We start from the raw sequence: 19,890 nt of genomic DNA, 5'->3' as shown, positions 1-19,890 counted from the left end.
TTTAATTGACGATTGCGGTGGTAGGAAGCATCAACATGGATATCGTCGCATTTGCGGATCAATACCCGAATCGGGGAGATACGGTGTTTGGCAAGGAGCTTCTTTTTTCGCCGGGAGGCAAAGGAGCGAACCAAGCGGCCGCATGCGCCAAATTGGGCAAGGAAGCTGTTATGATCGGCTGTGTTGGCGGCGATCCGTTCGGCGATCGTGTACTGGATGCGCTAAAGCTGAGCGGGGTCGATGTTCACGCGGTCCGCAGGTCCGCATCGGCGTCCACCGGCACGGTGCTTGTCACGTTGGACGGCTCCGCAGAAAATACGATGCTGGTCGTTAAAGGGGCCAACGAAGAGTTAAGCGACGGGGATATCGACGCATGCGGCGATGTGCTGCGAAGCAGCGAAGCGCTTCTGGTGCAGATGGAAGTGCCGGCAACAGCGGTTGTGCGCGCGATGGTCATTGCGCGTGAATGTGGAATACCGGTCATACTGGACCCGGCGCCCGTTCAAGGCATTGTGCCGGAAATGCTGCGTTATGCCGACATTGTTGTGCCCAACCGCCAGGAAACCGCTCATATAACCGGAATCAGCGTCACGGACGTGCCATCCGCGCTTGCAGCGGCCAGGTGGATGGAAGAAAAGGCCGGAGTGAGCCGGTCGGTCATCAAAATGGCGGAAAACGGGTCGCTGGTGTATGCACATGGCGAGTGGGAGCATGTTGCTGCTGTCCCTGTTCAGCCGGTCGACACGGTTGCGGCAGGAGATTGTTTTGCCGGAGCGCTGGCTTGCGCGCTTGCAGATGGACAAAGCCTTCCCGGCGCTGCGCGGTTTGCAGCCATTGTAAGCGCTTTAAAGGTGACGCGGCGAGGAGCCCAGTCGGGCATTCCGACTTTGGCGGAAGTGAGACAGTTTTGCGCCATGCGCGGTTTGAGGCACGAATATGTAGAGATAAAGGGGGGACGGGGATGAATCAAGCTGCGATGAAGGCGGCAGTGTTGGAAAAACCGCTATCTATCGAGGTCAAGCAGGTGGGCATGCCGGTACTAGGGCCGTATGATGCGCTTGTCAAAGTGTACTGCATCGGCATATGCGGGTCGGACATTCATTATTACGAACATGGAAAAATCGGCAGATATGTGGTGGACAAACCGATAATTTTGGGACATGAGCTTGCAGGGGAAGTCGTTCAGATCGGCGATCAAGTCCGCAACGTCGCTGTAGGCGACCGGGTGGCGGTTGAACCCGGCGTCACATGCGGACGCTGCACATATTGCAAGTCGGGACGGTATAATCTGTGTCCTGATGTAGTGTTTATGGCTACGCCCCCGGATGACGGAGCTTGGGCGGAATACGTATCCGTCCGCAGCCACTTTTTGTTCAAACTGCCTGACGGCATGAGTTATGAGGAAGGGGCGCTGCTGGAGCCGCTGTCGGTGGGTTTTCACGCGATGAACAGAGGCAAGGTGGGACCTTCCGACCGTCTGCTGATCGTGGGTCTCGGACCGATTGGTTTAATGGCGATTCAAGCGGCCAAGCTGTTTGGCGTCACCGAGATCTACGCCTCCGACGTTGTGCCGTTCAGACGGGAGTACGGACTGAAGCTGGGAGCGACCGCGGTGCTGAATCCGCTCGAAGGCGACTTTGCCAAGCAGCTTGCCCGGCTGACAGGGGGAGCCGGCATCGACGTCATCATCGAATCGTCGGGGAACGGCCGGGCGATAGAAGATACGGTCCGCTTGGTGAACCGCGGCGGCCGCATTGTGTATATCGGGCTGCCGACCGCGGAGCGCATCCCGATGGATATGAATTTGCTGATCGATTCGGAGCTCGACGTGTACGGCGTGTTCCGGTATGCCAATACGTATCCCGCAGCTATACAAGCGTTAAAAGGCAGCGGTATTGACCTGCGACAATCGATCACACACCGGTTCTCCCTCGACGATATCAAGATGGCCGTTGAACTGGCAAGAACGCAGAAAGATACAAGCGTGAAAATGATGATTTATCCCGACCCGCAGCAGCTGAATAACGGCGGCAACAGCTAGAGCTGTTGCTGCGCATGGAGAGTGAATGTTTTGGCATCCATAGAGTTCGTACAAGTGACGAAATCGTTCGACAAACATGATGTAATTAAAAATCTCGATTTAACAATAGAAGACGGAAAGTTCACCGTGCTTGTAGGCCCGTCCGGGTGCGGCAAAACGACGCTGCTGCGGATGATTGCAGGCATCGACCCGCAAACCTCGGGTTCCGTGCTGATCGGCGGCAAGGATGTGACGCGAATTCCTCCGGGCGAACGCGGGGTTGCCATGGTATTTCAAAACTATGCCATCTATCCTACGATGTCGGTTCGCGAAAACATCGAATTCGGATTAAAAAACAACAAGGTGGACAAAGCGGAACGAACCCGGCTGGTGGAAAGCATCAGCGAAACGGTAGGCCTCGGCGGTTACTTGGACCGTAAGCCATCGACCTTGTCGGGCGGACAAAGGCAACGTGTCGCTTTGGCCCGGGCTATGGTGAAGAAACCTTCGGTATTTCTGATGGACGAACCGCTTTCCAATCTGGATGCCAAACTCAGAGCCCAGATGCGGATCGAGCTGATCGAGCTGCACAAAAAGCTGGGTACCACCTTCGTGTTTGTTACCCACGATCAGGTGGAGGCCATGTCCATGGCGGACACGATTGTACTAATGAACCAAGGGCGGATTCAGCAGGAGGCAGCTCCGGAGGTCATCTACCGCAAGCCAAGCAACATGTTTACGGCGCAGTTTATCGGCGTGCCGCCAATGAATGTGGGGGACCTCATGAAAGACGGAGCAAGATTCGGCTTCCGGCCGGAGCATGCCATATTGTCACAGGAGCCCGGCGGCTTGCATTATTCCGTCCGCGGTACAATCGCCACAAGGGAGATGCTGGGCTCCGAAACGCTGTACCAGGTGAAGACCAGCGGCGGCCAATCGTCTTATATGGTCAAAAGCGTTCAGGATCTGTTCCGTGTCGATCAGGAAGTGTACTTGGGCGTTGACGCCGCCAAGCTGATCTTTTTTGACGCGGAAGGGCGGCGCATCGATGACAATCACGAAAACGTCCGGCATTATCTGGAGGCGTTGAGAGGTCACTCGTATGGGTAAGAAAACGTTGTGGACATGGCTCCGTCCGTATCTGCTCACATTGCCTGCTACCGTCGGCATCGGTTTGTTTGTCGTATACCCTGTGGTGTATTTGGTTTACTTAAGTTTGTTTAAATACAACCTGCTGAACAAAGCAAAAAGCAAATTTGTCGGGTTTGACAACTTCATACAAATTTTTTCCCGAGGGGATTTTTACCAAGCGCTGACGAACACCGTCATTTATACAATCGGCGTTGTCGCGTTAACGATGCTGTTGTCCTTGCTGATGGCGCTTTGGCTGAGCAAGCGGACCCGGTTTAACGCGCTTGTACAGGCGGGCATCTTTACGCCCCACATCATCTCGATCGTATCGATTGCGCTTGTCTGGATGTGGCTGATGGAACCGAGCCACGGTTTGTTGAATTATTTGTTCAAAGCGGTAGGGCTCCCGCCGTCTCCATGGCTGCAAAGCTCAAAAACGGCGCTGTTATCGGTCATCATCGTATCCGTATGGCACGGTATCGGTTATTACACGCTGATTATCGTAGCCGCGCTGCAGAGCATACCGCCTACGATCTACGAAGCCGCAGCGCTTGATAATGCAAGCCGGTTCAAAGTATTCTGGAAGATTACGATTCCGCTCATATCGCCGCAGCTGTTTTTTATCCTGATTATTATGACGATCGGCTCCTTTAAGGTGTTTGATACCGTACAGGTCATGACCGGCGGCGGGCCAAACAACGCCACAACAACGCTTGTTTATTACATCTACGAGTACCGCACTTCCAACATCGGCTTTTCGGCTGCAAGCGGCGTTGTGCTGATGGCGATTATCGGGATCCTGACGTTTGTTTACTTCCGGGTGCTGTCGAAAAAGGTGCATTATCAATAAAGGCTTATAAACTCAAGGAAAGAGGAGTCCCTACTTGAAGACTTATGATGTAAGCGCTATGAAATCGGCATTGGATATGCTGCTGAAGACGGCGGTGCTGCTGATCTTTATCGTCCCGTTTCTATGGATGATTTCAACTTCGCTTCAGACATTCGAAGAAACGATGAGATTTCCGCCCACGCTTTTTCCGGCATGGCCGCAATGGTCCAATTTTGCCGACGCGATGAAATCGGGACCGTTTCTGACGTACGGGAAAAATTCCGTCATTATTACCGTCTCCATCATTATGATTCAGATGCTTGTGATGATTCCGGCGTCTTACGCTTTCGCCAAATATAAATACGCCGGAAAAAATGTGCAGTTCGGTCTGGTGCTGCTGGCATTTATGATCCCCGGTCAAATTACGTTTATCCCCGTTTATTTAATGATGGCCGACTGGGGGCTCGGCAAGACGCTGCTGCCGCAAATTATTCCTTTTATGACCAACGCCTTCGGCATCTTCCTGCTGCGGCAATATTTTATGCAAATTACGGAAGAGATTATCGAAGCGGCCCGGCTGGACAATGCAAGCGAGTTTAAAATCGTCTGGAGCATCATGCTTCCCATGTCCAAATCGGCGCTGGCGACAATTGCGCTTTTCAGCTTCGTTAGCCACTGGAACGATTATTTCTGGCCGCTTATTATGACCGATTCGGCTTCCGTAAGGCCGCTGACGATCGGGATCTCCATGCTGCGTATGACCGAAGGGATCAGCAACTGGAGCATCATTATGGCCGGCAACGTCGTGCTTGTCGTTCCTATTCTTATCGTTTATTTGTTCTGCTCCAAGCAAATCGTCAAAGCGTTTGTTTATTCGGGGATTAAATAATACAGCCGTTTGGTCCCCTCAAATAATAACAATCACAAAGGGAGGCAACACATTTATGAACAAAAAAGGATCTATCATCATGGCGGTTTCCATGATGGCGAGTTTGCTGGCAGGCTGCGGAGGTTCACAGCAGGCGGCTACCGATACGCCATCCAAATCTTCCCCGGCATCAACGCCGGCTCCGGCGGCATCGACTTCCACTGCGAAAGCCCCGGCTTCCGGCGGCAAAGTGACCATCGATTATTGGCACTCCATGGGTGGCAAAAACGGGGAATACATCGATGCGATGATCAAGCGTTTTAACGATACTCACCCGAATATTGAAGTTGTCGGCACCTTCCAAGGCGGTTACGAAGATGTGGTAACCAAGCTGCAGCAATCCATCGCCGCCGGTACGGCCCCGGACGTCAGCATGCTGGAGCGCTCCTTTGTGCAGCTGTTTGCGGACGCCGACGTTTTGGAAGACCTGACCCCTTACATGAAAAAATCCAACCTAAGCACCGACGATTTTGTTGCCGGTCTGATGGGACACTCGACATTTGATAAAAAACTGGTCACGCTGCCGTTTAACCGCTCCACCCCGATCATGCACGTCAACAAGACGCTGCTGGACGAGAAAGGGCTGAAAGTACCGACCAATTGGGATGAGCTGAAGCAAGTCGCCAATGCGCTGGTCGTTAAAGAAAACGGCGAATACAAACGCCAAGGCTTGACGATGCCGTTTGACGATTGGTACCTGATCGCGATGATGACGCAATCCAAGGGCAAGTTTTTCAACGATGAAGGTACGTCAATCGGATTTTACGACAATGGCGTAGGCGCGAAAGTGTTCAGCTTCTTGAAGGATCTGCAAAATTCCGGAGCGTTGTATTATCCTCCCGTTAAAGACTCCGGCACGATTGCCGACCAATTGTTTATCGACGGCAAGGTCGGCATTTTGTTTGAATCCACCGGCATTATCGGGAAAGTGGGTCAAAGCGTGAAGTTTAATTATGTCACCTCGTACCTGCCGAAAAACGATGTATACGCCAATCCGACCGGCGGGGCCAACGTAACGATGCTTGCTTCCTCCAAGAAGAAAGACGCGGCTTGGGAATTCATGTATTGGCTGATGACCGATCCGAAAGGCGGCCAGCAATTTATAATTGATTCCGGTTATTTGCCATTTACGAAAAAGATGGTCGATTCTCCGGAAATGAAAGAGTTGTACGCCAAAGAGCCGAACCGCAAAGTCGCATACGATCAACTGCAGTATGCTGTCGATACGAACAAACACTTGGCATGGACGCCGATTGTCCAGGAATTCCGCAAAGGCATGCAGGCGATTATGTACGATAACAAGGACATTCAGTCGACGCTGACGACCTTCAAGAAAGAAGCCGACCGTTTGATGAGCGGCAAATAATGATGAAATCTTATCAAGGAGGGAGCGCCCGATGAGCGGAAGATGGCCGCGCCGGCTTGTACTTTTCGTACTCGTGATCGTATTGCTGCCGCTGCTCGCGTCTTGCGGCGCTCCGGCGCCTGATTCGAAAGCCCAGAGGTTTGTGTTGTCCGAACCGGCGGAAGATTTGCTGTTGGGCAAGGCGCTGTATAACCGGACGATCCATCAATCGTTTGCTTTTGACAACACGCACAAACAGATTTATTTCACGCAAGTTACGGCGGGAGGGCTGCAGCTTCCGGGCGAGAAAAGCCCGGTTGACTCGGCCGACCGGGCGGCGCATGGCGATTTGACGTTAACGAAGCTGGATTCGTCGGGAAACATATTGGGGTACATGTATTTGAAAGGTTTTGGCCATGGAGTAGGGTTCGGAGTGGAGCCTGCCGGCGATGACGCTTATATGTGGACAGAGACGGACTCCAACGCCAGTTACGGCACTCAGCTCGCCCGGTTTAAGTTTGAACATGAAAAAGTATTGACGGCAAGCTCGCCAGAGCTGGAGAAACATCAACTGATCGAAGGTTCCGACCGTACGACGCTGAACATTGATTCCGCCCACAACATACTGACGATGCGTTACCGCAAGGACGGCGTGTTCCAGTTCAGCACGTTTGATCTTGAAGAAGTAAAGAAAAAGCAGTATAAACCTATAGCCACAGTGCGGCAGCCGACGATGGGTACGGTGCAAGGGTTCGCGTCCTACGGGAATACGTTGTATTTGCTGGAGGGCGATTCGTATGAGAATAAAGCATCCAAACCTCCTGTCGGAAATACGTACATTGCCGCCGTGGATTGGGGAAGCGGGAAAACGGCCGACAAGCAGCTGATTACGGCAGGGGCGGACTTGTCATTCAGGGAACCGGAGGGCCTTGGCATTCGAGTTCCCGATATCAAGCAGCCATATAAAGCCGAACTGGTTGTCGGATTCGCATCGGGTGAAACCGGGGCAAGAATGGCCAATTTATTCGCGCTGAGAAAGCTGCTGCCGGTTCACAATGAGTCGGATAAGGGAGATTAGCCATGATAGAACGTTTGAAAGACCACCGGTCGATGCTTTTGGTCGGGCATAGGGGATATAAATCCGCATATCCGGAAAACACGCTGCTCGCCTTTCAGAAGTCGCTGGAGATGGGGATCGATGTGCTGGAGTTCGATCTTCGTTTTTCCAAGGATAAAACGATTGTTGTCATCCACGACGAAACGCTGGACCGCACGACCAGCGGCACAGGCCGGGTGAGCGATTATACGCTGGAGGAGCTTAAGGGACTGGATGCCGGGGGATGGCTCGGCAAATCGTTCGAAGGCCTCAAGATCCCAACCTTGCAGGAGCTCTGCGAGCTGCTAACGGCATATCCCGGCACTTTGCTGAATGTGGAAATCAAGCCAGACGAACATGCGCGTGAGGTTGCGGATGCGGCTATCGCGATGTTGGCGGACTACGATTTTCTGGGCCGCTGTATCTTTACCAGCTTCGATGCGGATATTGTCGCTTATATTCACGATGCGTATCAGCTAAAAACACAAGGGTTCCCCGGGGAGCTGATGTCCCATTTCGTAGAAGGCGCGGGCGGCACGTATTCGAAAATGTGGTCGGTCGGAATCAGCATGAAACTGCTGACTCCCGCATTGGCAGGGCAATTTCAGGAGATGGGCCTTGTGGTCGGCTGCTATTGTACGGATGACGCCAAGACGGTCTATTATGCGCTTGGCTGCGGCGTGCACTTGCTGACCTGCAACGATCCGCTTCCGGCGATGGACATCCGGCGGCATGCGCAAACAGGTAACTAACTAGACGCTGATGTCCGCGAAATCATTCGCGGAATTTGCAGGACAGAAGGGACAGAGAAAGATGAAGGCTTGGCCGCTTTATGGAATCGGAGATATTCGTTTGGAGACAAGAGTACGGCCGCTTGCCGGTCCGGGTGAGGTGCTGCTTAAGGTTCGGGCTTGCGGCATCTGCGGCTCCGATATTCCGCGTGTTTTTACCAAGGGCACCTATACGTTTCCGACGGTGCCGGGCCATGAATTTTCCGGCGAAATTACAGCCGTGGGCCAAGGCGTCGACGAATCGCTGATTGGCAGGGGGGCGGCGGTATTTCCGCTGCTTCCGTGCCGCAATTGCACGGCGTGCGAAGTCGGCCAATATGCGCAATGCCAGCATTACAGCTATATGGGCTCGCGCTGCGACGGGGCATTTGCCGAATACATTGCGGTGCCGTTATGGAACGTGCTGCTGATGCCCGAAGGTGTAACCTACGAAGAAGCGGCGATGACGGAACCTGCGGCTGTTGCCGTACATGCGCTTCGCCAGGCCGGAGTTGGCATCGGCGATACCGTGCTGATCTATGGAGCGGGGCCGATCGGCCTAATGCTGGCGCAATGGGCCGGTATATGGGGAGCGGGCCGCGTTATGTTAGTTGATCTCGACGAGCAGAAGCTGAATTTTGCGCGCGGGCTTGGCATTGCAGAAGTTTTTAACGCAGCGGCCGGCGATGTGACTGCATGGGTGCGAGAGCGGACTGAAGGACGCGGCGCCGATGTAACGGTAGAAGGCGCGGGCAGTCCGGCTTCTTTCGAGAATGCGATGCATACGACCCGTACTTTCGGCAAAATCGTGCTGATGGGCAATCCGGCCGGCGACATGACGTTGTCGCAAAAGGGATATTGGGAAATTCTCCGCAAAAGCTTAACGATCATCGGCACATGGAATTCTTATTATGCAAATACGCCGCTGAATGAATGGCGGCTTGTGCTTGATTGTATCTCGTCCGGCAAGCTGCGGCTCATGCCGCTCATTACGCATCGCGTTTCAATAGAAGGGATTGGCGATGCGTTAAGAATGCTTCGGGACCGCAGCGAACATGTCATTAAAGCGATGTATGTAAGCAACTGATCACTTAAACATCAAGCTCTCCGGGGGTATCGGTCGTAAGAGGAGTGTTTACATGAGAGCTGTTCATTTTGGCGCAGGCAACATTGGGAGGGGATTCATCGGACTGTTGTTATCCCGTTCGGGTTACCAAATTTGTTTTGTTGACGTCAACGACAACGTAGTGTCCCTGCTTCGGCAAAGGGGAAGGTATAACGTTTCGTTGGCTATTGAGACTCACGATATATTGGAAGTTAGCGGTGTTTCGGCCGTGAGCGGTCATGATACCGAGCAGATTATTTCGATGATCGAAAAAGCGGATCTGGTCACGACAGCCGTTGGAGTCAGCTTGCTGGAACAAATCGCGGACGTGCTCGCGCAAGGTATTGCCGCCAAGGGACGCAGCGCGCCAGGCCCGCTGCAGGTGATCGCCTGCGAAAATGCGATTAACGCCAGTTCCCGCTTGAAGCGGCATGTGTATGAGCGATTAAGCGAAGAAGAACGCATGCAAGCGGATCAATTTGTGTATTTTGCCGATACGGCCGTAGACCGGATCGTACCGATACAACATCATGCCGATCCGCTGGAGGTGACTGTCGAGCCTTTTTACGAGTGGGTGATCGACCGGTCGGGCAAGCCGCCGGGGATTGCCGAAATTAAAGGCGCCGATTATGTCGACCATCTGGACCGCTATATCGAACGTAAATTGTTTACTGTCAATACGGGACATTGCAGCGCCGCCTATTTCGGTTATTTAAGCGGTTATGCCACCATTCATGAGGCGATGGCCGATCCGCTCATTGCGGCCCAAGTAAGGCAGGTGCTGAATGAAACGGGCGCGCTGCTTGTGAAAAAGTACGGCTTAAGCAGGGCGGAGCATGAGCATTACATCGAAAAAATCATGAAACGATTTCACAATCCCTACTTGTCCGATGGGATAATGAGAGTAAGCCGGTCTCCGCTGCGCAAGCTTTCCCCTGAGGATCGACTGGTTCGGCCCGCTCTCCAGGCTTTTGATTTGGGCATTAAACCCCACCATTTAGCGAAAGCGATGGCGGCGGCGCTTATGTTCGATGATCAGCACGACGCGGAAGCAATCGAGCTGCAGAAGCTGATCCAATCCAAGGGAATTCGCGAGGCTGTCGCTCAAATTACCGGAATTGCCGTCGGTCATCCTGTTCATAGTCTCATCATTAGGCATTATGAAGCAATGACAAAATCAGTTTAGGCGATTCCCTTTCTCCATGTCACTCTGCTTATCTTGGCAGTTCTTTGGCGGGGCTTATATAGCAACATTTTTAAAGAAAAAGGAGCTGGCATTGTGAAAATTAGAGGTGTTGCACACCGGGGGTATCCGGTAAAACTTCCGGAGAACACGTTATCGTCATACCAAGCCGCCTGCGACATGAACTATACGCATCTGGAATTGGACGTTCATTTAAGCAAGGACGGTATTCCGGTACTTATGCACGATTATTCGGTGGAACGGATGACGGACGGCAAAGGTATGATTCGTGATCTTACCCTTGAAGAGCTCAAGCGGCTGCGCGTCAAAGATACTGAAGAAATTCCGACTTTGGAGGAAGCGTTAAACCTGCTGAAGGGCAAAATTTCCATTCTGGTCGAGCTCAAGCAAGCAGGGGATCTTTATCCCGGGCTGGAGGAAAAAACACTGGAAGTTATCCGTAAAACGGGTACTGTGGAGCAATCGAGAATGATCGGGTTTGACCATTTTTCGGTCGCCAGAATGCGGGAGCTCGATAAAAACATTCGTCTGGGCATGATTTGCAGCGGCAGCATGCCTTATGTGTTCCCGTTTATGAAAGAAATCGACTGCGACTTTCTGGGCGTGCAACTTCGTTTCTTGACGCCGGAGTACGAAAACATGATTGAAGAGCGCGGCATTATATCCGGACCTTGGCCGGTCGACACCCTGGCGGACATGGAGCTTATCGCTGCGAAGTATCCGAATGCGTTGATTACGACCAATGAATTGGGGCGCTGGGCGGACTTTTACCACAGCCATCCCGAACTGCACACCGACTAGGAGCAAATACATGCGAAAACGCTGCTCCCCGAATACTTCCCGAGGACGTGGCCGCTGTAAAAGTTGCGGAGGGAGCGAAATCATGCTGGAGAAGCGCCAGCGTTCGCTTTTGTCCCCGAATTTCACCTGCCGCAAGCAGGTAAATTCAAAGAAATCCGGGGACAATTGGTGATCGTAAGCATGATTCGCTCATGCAGCGTTCACTTTTTCAGCGGCCACCCCGAGGACAAGACTCTTTTTTCGGTTGAAGCAGCCAAAACCGCTTGATGATGGTATCATGTGGTTAGGCGGTCGTTTTCGGATACCTGAACATGCAGCGATCAAGCGAATACACCCCGGCAGACGCTTTCCGAAGCGCCGGCTGGAACGAGAATCAGTTGGTCTTTGACCTGCCTTAAACTTGGATCGACGGGAGAGTAGCGCATGTACCAAATCGATGATTATTTAAACCAGTTGTATCCGGCAGACAAGCCGAAGCTTTCATGGAACGCAGACGGATCTTCCGATTGGCAGGAGTGGCGCCATCAGCTTAAGGCCCGCTTCATTGAAGCGCTGGGCGGATTTCCGTCCGAACGCGCAGCTTTGGAACCCGCGCTGCTGGAACGAGTCGAGCTTGACGGCTATATCAGGGAGCGGATAGAGATAACGACGTATCCCGGTTTAAGAATGCCGGCTTACGTGCTGATCCCGAGTGGTTCCCCCGGACCTTTCCCGGTTGCCGTGGCAAGTCACGGTCACGGGTACGGCAGCCGCGAGGTGGTAGGGCTGAAGCCGGATGGCAGCGATCTTGCGGGAGAGCCGAATCTTCATAAAAATATGGCAGTGGAGCTTGTTGAGCGAGGTTTTCTGGTCATTGCGCCGGAGTTGATCGGTTTTGGCGACCGCAGGCTTGCGGAGGATATCGAAAAGGGACCAAATGAAAATTCATGCTTCCGCCTTGCGGCGGCTTTGTTAATGAGAGGCCGCACATTGGGCGGGCATCGCGTGTATGAGACGATGCGGGCCATCGATTATATTCTCGGAAGGGATGAAGCGCAAGCGGGACGGCTTGGCATGATGGGGTTGTCCGGCGGCGGGCTGGTAGCCGGATTTACGGCGGCATTGGACGAACGGATCGGCGCGACGGTTGTAAGCGGATACACCAATACGTTTAAAGACAGCATTTTGGCGATGAGCCACTGTATCGACAACTATATTCCGGGGATTCTGGAATGGGCGGAAATGCCTGATCTGATCGGGCTGATCGCCCCCCGGCCGCTTCTGGTCGAAGCCGGGAGCAGCGATCCGATCTTCCCGATCCATGGCACTTTGGACGCCATTGCCCAGCTTGAGCGGATTTACCGCGGAAGCGGAGCGGAAAGCGCAGTGGAGCATGATATTTTTGAAGGCAAACATGAGGTTTCCGGCCGACGGTCGTTTGATTGGTTGAAGGAGCGCGTTTAATTCGCGCTCCCGGCCTTCTTCCATTGTTCTCTGACGAATGCGGCTGAGGTGGCGATATGTCTTTCTTCAAGCCCTTCCAGCGATACGTCGATAAACGGTTTATGTTTTTTGAGCAAACTCATGAATAATGGATAGTTTAATATGCCCTGTCCGATGACCGGGGCGTATTTTTTTTGCCCGTTTGGATCCATCACGATGTCCTTGGCATGGATGAGCGCTGTCTTGTGTCCAAGTCTGCTGAACGCATCGATCATGACTTCATCTTGCCGCTCGATGTTGTATCCTTCCAGCAAATTGACGGGGTCGATGACGACGCCGATGTTGGAGGAAGGCACCTCTGCGAGCAAGCGGACCATGCCGTCGGTATCGTGGATGACAAGTGAGGTTGCCGGTTCTATGGCAAGCATAACGCCCCATTTTTCGGCTTCCTCGGCCAGTTCTTCCACCGTCTCGCGCAGCAGGTTCCAGGCTACCTGCTGGTAGCCGTCGGGGTTTTGCTCCTGATACGTCGTCAGCTTTCCGGTTTCCGTGGCTACCATGGAAGCGCCGAAATCGCGGGCATAACGCAGATGCTCCTTGAACCTGTCGATTTCGTACCTTCTGGCGGCTTGATCGGGATTAATCGGATTGATGTAGCAGCCAAGCACTGCAATGCGCACCCCACGGCGGTCAAACGATTCGGCGACGTAGTTCGCCAGTCCCGGGCTGAGCTGGCCGAGACCGGATTCGACATCGGCGAGCGCTTTGGCCAGCGCCAGCTGAACGGAATTGAAGCCCCCCGCACCGATTTTAACGGCCAATTCTTCCAGCGGAAGTTTCCCGTAGCAATGGGCTAAGATGCCAAGATTCATCGATATATCTCCTCTTTCTCCATGAGTTGTGAAATAAGCGGTTTATTCCCAAGGGAATGTCGTTGTCAAGTAATCGGCGAATTTTTTGCTGCCTTCTCTGCGGCTGCGCCGCATTTCGGCACGATGCAGAGCGGTTTCGTTTAACCTTTTTTCCTCTTCGGTTTCGGGAATGGCGTGAGGGACCGTTACAGGTTTCTTATTTTCATCCAATGCGACAAAAGTTAAAAAGGAAGTGGCGGCGATTTTCCGTTCCCCGGTTTTCAAATCTTCCGTAATGACTTTAACGAATACCTCCATGGAGCTTTTTCCGGTCCAGGTGACAAAAGATTCGAGACAGACCGAATCGGTCGGGCGAATCGGAAACAAAAAGTCGACCGAGTCGGTCGAAGCGGTAACAACCGATCTGCGGCAATGCTTCGAGGCCGATATTGAAGCGATGTCGTCGATATACGCCATCAGCTTGCCGCCAAACAGCGTATTGTGGTTGTTGACGTCGGTTGGGAATACGCGGGCCGTTTTGTAGCAGCGGGATAGTTTAATTGGACTTTGTTCCATTGGTGTGATGCCCCTTTTCGTAAAATAATCTCTGTGTGCAGCGATGGCGGAAAGAATGGTTAACGATCCCGATCCTGATCCCGATTCACGTCGGCATCGGCGTCTTGAATTTTCCGCTTCAGCTCGAAATAAGCTTCCTTGAGCCAAGGATGAACGACCTTAAGCCGGTCGCGCTGCTCCCACATGTACTCCAGATAAGAGAAAGCCCCATGCTCAAGAGAGATGTCGAGCGCTTGCGTCAAACGGGTAATATACGGCGGTGTTCCCGCCTGGTCCCATTCGATTTTATCGGCCACAAATACGATCATGTCCAGCCGCGAAGCGGATGCCTTCAGTGTCGTATGGCAGCCGATTGCGCTTAAGACGGAGCGGCTGCTTACTCCGAACAAAACGGACGCCATCGTCTCCGAAATTTTCTGATGCACGATCAGCGGGAACGCTTCTTCTTCGGGCAGCACATCCAGCGCTAGCTCTCTGGCTACCCGGATGCGCTCCGGGATGGGTACAACGGCGCTAATGTCATGCAAATAACCGGCATCCGCCGCATCAAGCGGATCCACTCCGCCAAAACGCGAGGCCAGCTGAGCCGCAACAACGGCTACCCGGACGCTGTGCTCGGCCGTTCGCGGACAGTGATGCAGCTTGAGAAACTGCTGCACATCCTGGGCCATATTCCCGCTCGGGCGGAAACGAGCGATCATTTCGGAAAGTACCGGATGAACCATAGAGGACCTCGTTTCTTTTTTGAATTGGGAGATCCCTGCATAGGAATGTTCTATGATATAATGCCATCATACCGGAAAAAGGGGGAGTTTTCCACCTGCCACCCGTCCTGATGCAATTGCCACGCATCTCCATAAAAAGCAAGAAGGAAATACGGATGCGGGCGTTGAACATCTAAATTATCTAAAATAAAACTTCTTTAAATATAAGTTTCGGGCAACACGGCAGCAGGAACGCAATTCACGCAGGCGGTGGAAGACATGACGGATTGGACGCAACGTGTTTCACAGTGGTACAGCAATTTCAAGATCAAGCAGAAGCTGTTTTTGCTGATGGTGTTTATCATGACGGTTGGCTTCTCGATTACGTATGCGGCGCTGCAATATGCATATTCGATCTATGACAAGGAGTTGTACGAAAAATCGTCGCAAGTGCTTAACCTTTCCTCAACCGGCATTGAGAATGAGCTGAAAAAAATCGAAGGCTTGTCTTATACCATCATGACCGACACCGGCATTCAAAGCTGGCTGCCCATCGTTAATGAAGAATCTTCCAGCTACGAAAAATTGAAAGCGCGTACCGACCTCGAAAGCAGGCTTGTGCAATACGCCGGATCCGAAAAATATGTTTATAGTATCAAAATAACCGATTTAAGAGGAAATCAATACCTCGCAGGGCTAAATACTCCCATTTCCCTCGACAAGCAAACCGAATTTATGAATGCTGCGGACGAAGGGCAAGGCAGTATCCGGTGGATGTATCCGGATGCCGATGACCGTGCCTTGACCGTTGTACGGCAAATCCGTTCTTATTACAATCTCACGCTGAACAAACTCGGCACGATCACGATCCGGATAAAGCTCAACAGCATCATTGACGATGTTTCTACCGGAAACGAGCTGAAAAACGGCGAGCTGCTGATCGCGCAGGATCGCAAAATTATTTATCCGCAAGAAGGCAATATCCCCACCCTTCCAACGAAAATTACCGGAAAATACGGCTACGATATCGAGCAGCTGAACGGCAAGCAATATTTCTTTTCGCACATTTTTTCAGGTTATACCGAGTGGACCTACTACAGCCTCATTCCGTTTGACAAAATTTTTGAACAGATTATATGGATGAAGCAGGTGCTGCTGGCTGCTTTTATTTTCGGCTTATTGTTTGTTGTCGTGCTTTCCATGCGGTTCGCGCGGCGCATTACGATGCCGATTGAAGATCTGATCGGCAAGATGAAGCAGGTGCAGAAAGGCGAATTCCATCTTGCGGAGACGGATTGGGGGAGTAACGCGCCAATCTCCCTGCCGATGGATGAAGTAGGGCAGCTGCATAGAACCTTTCGCGTGATGATCCAGCGTATTGAAGAACTGATCACTGAAAATTACGCCAAGCAGCTCATAATCAAGGAGACGGAATTTAAGGCATTGCAGGCGCAAATCAACCCCCATTTTATGTACAATACGCTCGAATCGATTAACTGGCTCGCGAAAGTAAACGGCCAGCCGCAAATTTCCAATATGGTGGAGGCGCTTGGCTTTCTGCTGCGAAGTTCGGTCCGGTTTGAGGAACCTCTACTGACGGTCGGTGAAGAATTGGAAATCGCCGCTCATTATATGACCATTCAAAATTATCGTTTCGAGGAACGGCTCGAATTCCAGATGAACGTTCCAGAATGGCTCTACGATTGTAAAATTCCTAAGCTGACCGTCCAACCCATATTGGAAAATGCCATTCAGCATGCATTGGAGCAGATGATCCGCTTATGCCGCATCACCGTGTCGGCCGTCGAGCAGCAAGGGGTGCTGCTGCTGACCGTGAAGGACAACGGACCCGGCATTCAGCCGGAGCTGCTGGATAAGATCAGCCGCGGCGAAGTTGTCACGCAAGGCAGAGGTATAGGACTTAAAAATATTCAGGAACGCATCCGGCTTTCCTTTGGGGATGCCTATGGCGTTGAAATCGACAGCGCTCCGGGTCAGGGCACAACGGTGACCGTCCGGCTGCCATATGAAATGAGGGATCGACATGTTAAAAGTGCTGCTCGTGGATGATGAACGGATTATTGTTGACGGCATCTCGCGGATCGTCGACTGGGCTTCGGCGGGAACGATGCTTGCAGGCACGGCCCGCAACGGTGAAGAAGCGTATGACCGTATATTGCAGGATCCGCCGGACATCGTGCTGAGCGACATCCGGATGCCCGGAATGGATGGGCTTGCGCTTGTCGCCAAAACAAGGGAGAGCCATCCGCATATCCGTTTTATTCTGATGTCCGGATTCAGTGAATTTGAATATGCAAGATCGGCTATGCAGCATGGCGTCAAACATTATTTGCTGAAGCCGTGCAATGAGAACAAAATTGTCGAAGCGCTGCGGGAACTGGCCGAGGAGTTGGATCAGACGAAGCGAAAAGAGCAGTTCGTTAGTCATCTTCGGGACGGAATGAATAAGGTGCTGCCGCATGTCAAGGAACAGTTTCTGAAGGAGTTTGTCACGAATAAAACGTACGGCTCCACGGACTGGGAATATTACCGCAAATTGTTCTGCCTTCCTTGGGAACGGCAAAAAATCAGACTTATCCTGTTTCAATTGGAGAAAAGCTTCGAATTCGAGCATATGTTTGCCGTGAAAAATATTGCCGAAGAATTGTTAGGCAGCTCCGTGCTCAGCACAACGGTCGGCAAGCACGTATTGATCGTGCTGGAGGACTGGGAACGGCCGGAAGAGCTGCACGAGCGGATCGCCGGGATCCGCAGAACGTTTTTGGAATATTACAAGGTCGATATTACGGCTGCTTTAAGCGAAGCCGACGAGATGGTTCAAGCCAGAAGTTTATACAAGCAGACGTTGGAATGCCTGAAGCACCGGTTTTATTTGGGCGAGGGAAGCCTCATTACCCAGCGTGATTTGCCGTCCGGTTATTTGTGGGAACCCAAGGAGTTCACATTCGACGAGGAATGCCTTATTTTGCATATGAAAAGCGGCTGCTGGGAAGAAGCGGAGAAGTGGATCGGGCAATTTTTCAAGCAGCTGGCGGCATTGCGTTCGGACATTCACACCGTGAAATCGTATGTGATCCAGCTGTTTATGTCGATCGTCCGCCTCAGCGAGCCTAGCGGCATGAATCGCAATATGGGCAAACTGGTTGAGCTCACTGAAATGGAAACATTGTCGTCGATCGAGTCGTTTTTCTGTTCCGTCGCTGAGGACATTACCCGCCGCATATATGAGAACAATGTCAGTAAACATTCGGCGATCGTCCGCAAGATGGAGGCTATTGTCACGGAGCAGCTCGGCAATTCCGAGCTTTCTTTGAACTGGGTTGCGCGGCAGATGCTTTATATGAACGCGGACTATTTGGGAAAGCTGTTTCGTAAAGAAACCGGCGAGAAGTTTTCGAACTACGTGATGAGAGAACGGGTCGCCAAAGCGACCAAATTGATTTCGCAAAATAACGATGTAAAAATATTCGAGCTCGCGGAGCAGCTCGGTTTTGGCGATAACCCCCAATATTTCAGCCAGGTGTTTAAGAGATATGCAGGCTGTACGCCTTCCGAATTTATGAAATTGCCGTCGTAACTCGGTTTTTTGAACAATGATGTCGGATATTTGGATTCATTATGACAGCGGTTTCAGAGATAATGTGGAGGAAGCGCAATATCTTAACGTATAGGGGGAAGGTAAAATTTGAAAAAGACACTCACATCTATACTATCGTTGGCACTGGTTCTTACGGCCGCAGGTTGCGGCGGCAATCAGCCTGCAGCGACTCCGGCAGCGGGAGACGGCAAAGCGGCGGCACCAGCAGCGCCTGCGGCAAGCGGGGACGCAAAAAAAGAAGCAAGCAAAGATCCGGTCAAACTCCGCGTTGCATGGTGGGGCGGGCAAGCGCGTCATGACTACACATTAAAAGTCATCGATATGTACATGAAGCTGCATCCGAACGTCAAGATAGAAACCGAATATTCGAGCTTTGACGACTATTGGAAAAAGCTTGCTCCGCAAGCTGCGGCTAACCAACTGCCTGACGTTATTCAGATGGACTACGCTTATATCACACAATATGCCGACAGGAACCAGCTTGTCGACCTGAACCCCTATACGAAAAACGGCCTGCTCGACATGAGTTCGGTCAGCAAAGACATTATTGACGTCGGCTCCATCAACGGCAAATATTATGCCGTAACGCTGGGAGTTAACGCGCTTGGTTCATTTGTCGATATGGACATGATGAAGAAAGCCGGAGTCGATTACAACAAAACCGGAGCGACTTGGGACGATTTGGAGTCTTACGCGCAAAAGCTGAAAAGCACAGGGAAGCTGCTTTCCCAAGGGTACGCCTACGACGTATATTTCAACTACTTCTTGAGAACCAACGGTCAATCGCTGTTTAAAGCTGATGGCACGGCGCTTGGTTATACCGACGACAAGCTGTTTGTCGATTATTTTAAGCGCTACCAAAAATGGTATGAAGCGGGTTACGTTCTTCCGCTGGACAAAGCGGCCCAGAAGAAAGGGGTACCTGAGGACGACGAGTTAGCATTTGGCAATTCGGCGACCGTTCAAGCTTGGTCCAACCAGTTCCTGGCACACGGCATGGCAGCCAAACGTCCGCTTGAGCTTGTTCCGCCACCTGGACCAAACATCAACAAAGGGTTGTTCATGAAGCCTAGCCAATATTTCTCGGTAACTTCCAATTCCAAACTGAAAGACGAAGCGGTTAAATTCATCGACTATTTCACCAACGACATCGAAGCGAACAAAATTATCAAAGGCGAGCGTGGCGTGCCGATTTCCTCCAAAGTGAAAGAAGCGCTCAAGCCGTTGCTGTCGCCGGAAGAAGCGAAGATCTTCGATTATGTCGCATGGGCCGAAAAGAACAGCAGCCCGAACGATCCTCCCGATCCTGTCGGCGCTTCGGAAGTAAGAACCGTGCTGCTCAAAGACTTGGGCGACCAAATTTTGTACAAAAAGATTTCCATCGAAGATGCGGCGGCTAAGTTCAGAAAAGACGCCAATGCGGTATTGGCTAAAAACAAAAAGTAAAAAAGCCTAAAGACGCCGGACCAGGTATCCGTATGGAACCTGG

Annotated in this window: 18 protein-coding genes; 15 read left to right on the top strand and 3 right to left on the bottom strand. The window is 52.0% G+C overall.

The window, feature by feature from the left end; translation table 11 throughout:
* Positions 1-17 precede the first annotated feature (17 nt).
* The 12 genes from EYB31_RS10445 (at position 18) to EYB31_RS10390 (ending at position 12,672) form a co-directional block, all read left to right on the top strand.
* A complete protein-coding gene (locus tag EYB31_RS10445) occupies positions 18-965 on the top strand; it encodes a ribokinase (RefSeq protein ID WP_276322039.1) in 948 nt (315 codons plus the stop codon).
* The gene (locus EYB31_RS10440) at positions 962-2,041 is read left to right on the top strand and encodes an NAD(P)-dependent alcohol dehydrogenase (protein ID WP_131013235.1); all 1,080 of its coding nucleotides are present in this window, start codon (positions 962-964) and stop codon (positions 2,039-2,041) included. The genes EYB31_RS10445 and EYB31_RS10440 overlap by 4 nt, the downstream gene beginning before the upstream one ends.
* A 30-nt stretch (positions 2,042-2,071) precedes the next feature.
* The gene (locus EYB31_RS10435) at positions 2,072-3,130 is read left to right on the top strand and encodes an ABC transporter ATP-binding protein (protein ID WP_131013234.1); all 1,059 of its coding nucleotides are present in this window, start codon (positions 2,072-2,074) and stop codon (positions 3,128-3,130) included.
* Positions 3,123-4,001 carry a carbohydrate ABC transporter permease gene (locus EYB31_RS10430; protein WP_131013233.1) on the top strand — a complete coding sequence of 293 codons (879 nt, stop codon included), beginning with the start codon at positions 3,123-3,125 and terminating at the stop codon, positions 3,999-4,001. Before EYB31_RS10435 ends, EYB31_RS10430 begins: the two co-directional genes overlap by 8 nt.
* 58 nt (positions 4,002-4,059) lie before the next feature.
* A complete protein-coding gene (locus EYB31_RS10425) occupies positions 4,060-4,869 on the top strand; it encodes a carbohydrate ABC transporter permease (protein WP_420819433.1) in 810 nt (269 codons plus the stop codon).
* A 55-nt stretch (positions 4,870-4,924) separates the two neighbouring features.
* Positions 4,925-6,274, top strand: a complete 1,350-nt coding sequence (locus tag EYB31_RS10420; RefSeq protein ID WP_131013231.1) for an ABC transporter substrate-binding protein — start codon at positions 4,925-4,927, stop codon at positions 6,272-6,274.
* A gap of 31 nt (positions 6,275-6,305) precedes the next feature.
* A complete protein-coding gene (locus EYB31_RS10415; protein ID WP_131013230.1) occupies positions 6,306-7,331 on the top strand; it encodes a phage baseplate protein in 1,026 nt (341 codons plus the stop codon).
* A 2-nt stretch (positions 7,332-7,333) separates the two neighbouring features.
* On the top strand, positions 7,334-8,101 hold the full coding sequence (locus tag EYB31_RS10410) for a glycerophosphodiester phosphodiesterase family protein (RefSeq protein ID WP_131013229.1): 768 nt from the start codon (positions 7,334-7,336) through the stop codon (positions 8,099-8,101).
* A 100-nt stretch (positions 8,102-8,201) separates the two neighbouring features.
* Entirely contained in the window at positions 8,202-9,206 is a 1,005-nt protein-coding gene (locus EYB31_RS10405) for a galactitol-1-phosphate 5-dehydrogenase (RefSeq protein ID WP_206105450.1), read from the top strand.
* Between the two features lie 52 nt (positions 9,207-9,258).
* On the top strand, positions 9,259-10,410 hold the full coding sequence (locus EYB31_RS10400) for a mannitol-1-phosphate 5-dehydrogenase (RefSeq protein WP_131013227.1): 1,152 nt from the start codon (positions 9,259-9,261) through the stop codon (positions 10,408-10,410).
* Positions 10,411-10,503: 93 nt separating this feature from the next.
* On the top strand, positions 10,504-11,229 hold the full coding sequence (locus EYB31_RS10395) for a glycerophosphodiester phosphodiesterase (RefSeq protein ID WP_131013226.1): 726 nt from the start codon (positions 10,504-10,506) through the stop codon (positions 11,227-11,229).
* A 423-nt stretch (positions 11,230-11,652) separates the two neighbouring features.
* Entirely contained in the window at positions 11,653-12,672 is a 1,020-nt protein-coding gene (locus tag EYB31_RS10390) for an alpha/beta hydrolase family protein (protein ID WP_131013225.1), read from the top strand.
* Here the strand turns inward: EYB31_RS10390 and EYB31_RS10385 are convergent.
* Genes EYB31_RS10385 through yqeK form a run of 3 tightly spaced genes read right to left on the bottom strand, consistent with a single transcriptional unit; the run spans position 12,669 to position 14,803 of the window.
* Complete coding sequence (locus EYB31_RS10385; RefSeq protein ID WP_131013224.1) at positions 12,669-13,523, bottom strand: sugar phosphate isomerase/epimerase family protein; 855 nt, start codon at positions 13,521-13,523, stop codon at positions 12,669-12,671. The genes EYB31_RS10390 and EYB31_RS10385 overlap by 4 nt on opposite strands.
* A gap of 42 nt (positions 13,524-13,565) precedes the next feature.
* Positions 13,566-14,078, bottom strand: coding sequence for an acyl-CoA thioesterase (locus tag EYB31_RS10380; RefSeq protein WP_131013223.1), 513 nt, complete (start codon positions 14,076-14,078; stop codon positions 13,566-13,568).
* 59 nt (positions 14,079-14,137) lie between these two features.
* The gene (gene yqeK / locus EYB31_RS10375; protein ID WP_170318218.1) at positions 14,138-14,803 is read right to left on the bottom strand and encodes a bis(5'-nucleosyl)-tetraphosphatase (symmetrical) YqeK; all 666 of its coding nucleotides are present in this window, start codon (positions 14,801-14,803) and stop codon (positions 14,138-14,140) included.
* Between the two features lie 258 nt (positions 14,804-15,061).
* Here yqeK and EYB31_RS10370 point away from each other — a divergent pair, with 258 nt between their 5' ends.
* The 3 genes from EYB31_RS10370 (at position 15,062) to EYB31_RS10360 (ending at position 19,847) form a co-directional block, all read left to right on the top strand.
* The gene (locus EYB31_RS10370) at positions 15,062-16,852 is read left to right on the top strand and encodes a sensor histidine kinase (protein ID WP_131013222.1); all 1,791 of its coding nucleotides are present in this window, start codon (positions 15,062-15,064) and stop codon (positions 16,850-16,852) included.
* Entirely contained in the window at positions 16,827-18,380 is a 1,554-nt protein-coding gene (locus EYB31_RS10365) for a response regulator transcription factor (protein WP_131013221.1), read from the top strand. Before EYB31_RS10370 ends, EYB31_RS10365 begins: the two co-directional genes overlap by 26 nt.
* A gap of 108 nt (positions 18,381-18,488) precedes the next feature.
* On the top strand, positions 18,489-19,847 hold the full coding sequence (locus EYB31_RS10360) for an ABC transporter substrate-binding protein (RefSeq protein WP_131013220.1): 1,359 nt from the start codon (positions 18,489-18,491) through the stop codon (positions 19,845-19,847).
* Positions 19,848-19,890: the final 43 nt, after the last annotated feature.

This window comes from Paenibacillus thalictri (genome assembly GCF_004307995.1).
Taxonomy (GTDB): domain Bacteria; phylum Bacillota; class Bacilli; order Paenibacillales; family NBRC-103111; genus Paenibacillus_AF; species Paenibacillus_AF thalictri.
The sequence above is the reverse complement of the archived record's forward strand: the minus strand, read 5'-3'. Positions and strand labels throughout refer to the sequence as shown.

What these genes read in the sequence shown, in the direction of transcription:
- EYB31_RS10440 (WP_131013235.1), top strand. Translation starts at nt 962, where the DNA reads ATGAATCAAGCTGCGATGAAGGCGGCAGTGTTGGAAAAACCGCTATCT.
- EYB31_RS10430 (WP_131013233.1), top strand. Translation starts at nt 3,123, where the DNA reads ATGGGTAAGAAAACGTTGTGGACATGGCTCCGTCCGTATCTGCTCACA.
- EYB31_RS10425 (WP_420819433.1), top strand. Translation starts at nt 4,060, where the DNA reads ATGAAATCGGCATTGGATATGCTGCTGAAGACGGCGGTGCTGCTGATC.
- EYB31_RS10420 (WP_131013231.1), top strand. Translation starts at nt 4,925, where the DNA reads ATGAACAAAAAAGGATCTATCATCATGGCGGTTTCCATGATGGCGAGT.
- EYB31_RS10415 (WP_131013230.1), top strand. Translation starts at nt 6,306, where the DNA reads ATGAGCGGAAGATGGCCGCGCCGGCTTGTACTTTTCGTACTCGTGATC.
- EYB31_RS10410 (WP_131013229.1), top strand. Translation starts at nt 7,334, where the DNA reads ATGATAGAACGTTTGAAAGACCACCGGTCGATGCTTTTGGTCGGGCAT.
- EYB31_RS10400 (WP_131013227.1), top strand. Translation starts at nt 9,259, where the DNA reads ATGAGAGCTGTTCATTTTGGCGCAGGCAACATTGGGAGGGGATTCATC.
- EYB31_RS10390 (WP_131013225.1), top strand. Translation starts at nt 11,653, where the DNA reads ATGTACCAAATCGATGATTATTTAAACCAGTTGTATCCGGCAGACAAG.
- EYB31_RS10385 (WP_131013224.1), bottom strand. Translation starts at nt 13,523, where the DNA reads ATGAATCTTGGCATCTTAGCCCATTGCTACGGGAAACTTCCGCTGGAA.
- EYB31_RS10380 (WP_131013223.1), bottom strand. Translation starts at nt 14,078, where the DNA reads ATGGAACAAAGTCCAATTAAACTATCCCGCTGCTACAAAACGGCCCGC.
- yqeK (WP_170318218.1), bottom strand. Translation starts at nt 14,803, where the DNA reads ATGGTTCATCCGGTACTTTCCGAAATGATCGCTCGTTTCCGCCCGAGC.
- EYB31_RS10370 (WP_131013222.1), top strand. Translation starts at nt 15,062, where the DNA reads ATGACGGATTGGACGCAACGTGTTTCACAGTGGTACAGCAATTTCAAG.
- EYB31_RS10365 (WP_131013221.1), top strand. Translation starts at nt 16,827, where the DNA reads ATGTTAAAAGTGCTGCTCGTGGATGATGAACGGATTATTGTTGACGGC.